This is a genomic window from Rubneribacter sp. (assembly GCF_965361815.1).
Map to the genome: position 1 here is coordinate 1 of NZ_CBDTNW010000049.1, position 3,717 is coordinate 3,717.

Sequence of the window (3,717 nt, forward strand, 5' to 3'; positions counted from 1 at the left end):
CGCCTTCGCCGAGGTGGGCTTCTACTTCGACCCCACCCACCCCACGGCCGGCATGGCGGATGCTGCAAGTGTGGTGGCCGCCCAGGCGCCGCTCCTCTGGGCGGGCGCCGTGGTGATCGGCGGCCTGGTTCCGCTGGCCGCCGCCTTCATGGGCAGGAGGTCCGGCAACTGGAGGCTCTGGGGCGCCGTGGCCGTGGCATGCGCCCTCGCGGGCGCCATCGCCCTGCGCGTGGTGTTCTACGAGCTGGGCCTCAGCGTGTTCATGTTCTACTAGGCCCCGGCCGGAGGGGGCGCCGCGCGGGGCGGGGCCGCGCCCCCTCCGCCCCGCCGCAGGATCCCTCCGGCCCGCGCCCTCCCCGCCAAGTCGCCGACGACGCGGGTCGGTCGCTTTCGCAAGTTGGTCACAAACTGCGCCCTATGGCACTCCGCGCGCCTGATCCGGCGCGTCGGTGGGCCGCACGATTCTCGCGACCTGGGGATTCTCCGGGCGCGAGGGGCGCCGAGGGCGCGAAACCGGCCCCGCGCGTACCACAGGGCGCGGTTTGTGACCAATTCGCGGATGGTACCCCGCCGGGTGGCGCTCTGCCGGGTCGTTTCCGGCGGGGTCCGGGCCTATGGCAGAAGACGGGGATGCTGTCATCCAGCCGCCCTGACATCGTTCGACCCTGACGTTATCCCCGGCCTCTGTTGCATCCCAAGCGCCCCGAGCGGGTGCGGCCTTCCCTTCCCCCAATCCCCCTTGCAAACAGGAAGGCCGTTTCCGCTCGGGGCGCTTGGGATGCGGCGCGCATGCCCGCCGCGAGCATCACGGCTCTCTGCTCATGTTGTCCCACGTGTCAATTGTTTCCACCATGCAGAAATCGACGAAGCTATCCAGGTCGCCTTCCTCGCAGAATGCGTCAAGTGCGCCGTAGTAGGCCATTCTGTTCTGCTCGTGCACAACGAGCGGAGGGCAGCCCGTCTTGATGAGGCAGATGTTCTGGAGAAGCCGCGCGCATCGACCGTTGCCGTCCGCAAAGGGATGGATTTCAACCAGCTTGGCATGTGCGTAGCAGGAGACGATGAGGCGGCTGCGGACGCTTTCCCGCGCTGTTGGGAAAAGCTCCCTGTTCACTTCGTCAAGGAGTTCCCGAACCGCGCCCTCCACATCTTCGGATGCGTACCCGACGTTGCCGGCGACGACGTAGTCCCCTCGCTTGAACGTGCCGGGGCGCTCGCCCTTGGCCCATCTTGCCTCGTCGTACGTTCCTGCGGTCAGCGTGGCGTGCGCGCGCAGAAGGTCGGCAGGTTCCAGAGGGGCATGCGAAGCGCTCAGATCCAGCGCCTCCTGCCAGGCGGTTTTGAGATTCGCGATTTCGAAGATAGTCCTCGGGTCTCCGGTGAACCCTACAATGCGCCCGTGTTCGAAGATTTCCTTGGTGTCGTGATAGGTGATCTCGTCGTTTTCGATTTTGCCCGAGTTGTACGAGAAGGCGAGCGGGAAGGATTCCTCCAGATAGAGGCGCCGGTCAACGTCGGCGAGCGCGCGCCACCACGCCGCGATCTTGCTGTAGGCGTTTTGGATTGGCGGGGGAGCGTTGCCGGTCATGATCGGCCGGCCTCCAGGTAGTCGGAAAGGCGTGGTTTTCCTTTGCGGTTTGCGGGTGTGGCGGTTGGGCGCGAATGGCCCTTGCGCTCCCCGCTTTGGGACAGCAGTCTGATGTCCCCCCGTTTGCATGCGGCGGACAGGCTGCCGAACGCGGTGATATGGCGCAGAAGCTGCTCGTCGGTGAGCATGCTTCCGTCCTTGTCTACCCAAATCCTCACGCAACGCCTCCTGCCTTGCCTTGCTTCGTTCCGTCTGCGCTATCATACCTCCGCAACAGCGGCCCCTGGCGACCGACGTATAAAAATCACCACCTGGCGCATCCCCGCGCATCCGAAAGCATTCAGGGATCCAGCGCCCTTTCTGCGCGCAGGCTAGCGGCCCTTGGCCTGCTCCTTCTCTGTGTCAAACAAATCCAGCAGCTCCTGGCGGGTGTGGATGCCCATCTTCTGGTAGATGCGTCGCAGGTAGGTGTTCACGGTGCCCTGCGACACGTACAGCTCCTCCGCCGTCCGCTTGATGCTGCGGCCTTTGACAAGCTGCGCCATCACCTCGGTCTCCCGCTCGGAGAGCTTGTAGCGTCCGGACAGCTGCGCGATCACGGAAGGTTTAGCTTCCTCGCGAGGCTCGTCGTGCGCTGCGGACTCCTGCTTCGCGTCGTTGCGCACGATGAGGCATACGGCAAACCCCAGCACCGCGACAATCTGGCACGCGAACACCAAAACGAACAGCTCCACTGCGAACACGTCGTCGGCGCGCGAGCTGGCGAACGTGAGCACGAGGAAGTTGCTCGCGGCCGACGCGACGGAGTACACGCTCCTGCCGAACGCGAACAGCTGGATCACCGAGCAGGCGTAGTGCTTGGCCACCACGATGAAGGCGACGACGAACACGAGGTTGTAGCAGGCAAGCCCCATGGAGCTTAACGTGGCCTGCTTGTCGGGCAGCGCGAACGCGACGGCGAACACGCCTGCGCACACGATGAGCGACACCAGGGGCAGGGGCGAGAAGCTGTTCGCCTGCGTCTTTCTGAGCAGGTAGCTTTGCGCGAAGGTGATGGCGGACGCGGCGAGCAGGGTAAGCCCTATCTCGGCCAGAAAGAAGAAGTAGAACGGCGTTGAAAGCTCGTCTGCCCTTGTGAACCGCGTGAGCGAAAGCAGGATGCCCGAGGCCACGCAGAACAGCCCCGTGGTCGCAAGGACCTCGGCGATCGTCGGCGCCCGCGCCCCCTCCACGGCTATCGGCGCGGAGGGCGAGGTCTTGTTGGCATGCAGGATGGCCGCCAGATGCGCGAGCGGCAGCGCCACGAACAGCGCGTAGCGCAGCGGCAGGGGCGCCCAGAGCAGAAGGGCGGTGCCGATGCCGGTCACGGACAGGATGCCCGGGATCTTCTTGACGATGATCTCCAAATCGAAGTCGGAGAGCACTTTGAGCCAGGAGACGAGCAGCACGTCGAGCAGCACGTGGGTGGCCAGCGAGGCGGCGTGCCGCAGCGTCTCGCCGCGGTCGGTGGACACCATGACGAGCGATCCGGCAAGGGCAAGAAGCGTGGCCGCCGCAACGAGGGGCGGTTTGGTGGCAAGGGGCGCCAAGCGCTTGTGGAACAGCCCCACGGCCGCCATGCACGCCGCTATGATGAGCGGCGAGAAAAACGAGAAGAACACCGACGGAGAGACGCTGGCCGACTGGTTCTGCACGAACGACCCGTGAAGCGTCACGTACACCCATGTCGAGTACAGCCCGAATCCGTAGAGGACCGTCGCCTGACGGTCGATCTCGTGTTGCCGCAACGATGCGCGCATGGCCCCCTCCTGCTCTCGCCCATCCCGGTGCCGATTGTATCACCGCGCAGCCTCGCGGCCGCTCTGGCAAAGGGTCGAATCCGCGCGCCCAGGCAGTTTCATAAGATTTCAGGACAAGGAACCGGCAGTTCATAAGCTTCGTGAGACGCGGTTTTCCCGTTCGGCGCGTAGGGTTTGGCATGCGGAGGCCGCACGGGCAGCCGCCGGGACGGCCCGCTTCGCGGGGCGCTCCCGTTGGAAGAGGAGAGGAGACCAGCTATATGAAGTCAAGACCCAAATCGTGAGTTTCTGAACTTTTTAAACTGTTGGATTTTGTACTTTGACAGCTCA

Annotated in this window: 3 protein-coding genes and 1 pseudogene; 1 reads left to right on the forward strand and 3 read right to left on the reverse strand. The window is 64.8% G+C overall.

Annotated features, from left to right (window positions below; all coding sequences use genetic code 11):
• Nucleotides 1-274 (forward strand): annotated as a pseudogene (locus tag ACWKY3_RS03015) (dimethyl sulfoxide reductase anchor subunit family protein); the annotation flags it as partial.
• Nucleotides 275-805: 531 nt separating this feature from the next.
• Here the strand turns inward: ACWKY3_RS03015 and ACWKY3_RS03020 are convergent.
• The 3 genes from ACWKY3_RS03020 to ACWKY3_RS03030 form a co-directional block, all read right to left on the reverse strand.
• Nucleotides 806-1,588: a Fic family protein gene (locus ACWKY3_RS03020; RefSeq protein WP_449314940.1), complete on the reverse strand. Its 783-nt coding sequence runs from the start codon at nucleotides 1,586-1,588 to the stop codon at nucleotides 806-808.
• The gene (locus ACWKY3_RS03025) at nucleotides 1,585-1,806 is read right to left on the reverse strand and encodes a hypothetical protein (protein WP_449314941.1); all 222 of its coding nucleotides are present in this window, start codon (nucleotides 1,804-1,806) and stop codon (nucleotides 1,585-1,587) included. The genes ACWKY3_RS03020 and ACWKY3_RS03025 overlap by 4 nt, the downstream gene beginning before the upstream one ends.
• A gap of 153 nt (nucleotides 1,807-1,959) precedes the next feature.
• Nucleotides 1,960-3,387: a helix-turn-helix transcriptional regulator gene (locus tag ACWKY3_RS03030; protein WP_449314942.1), complete on the reverse strand. Its 1,428-nt coding sequence runs from the start codon at nucleotides 3,385-3,387 to the stop codon at nucleotides 1,960-1,962.
• Nucleotides 3,388-3,717: the final 330 nt, after the last annotated feature.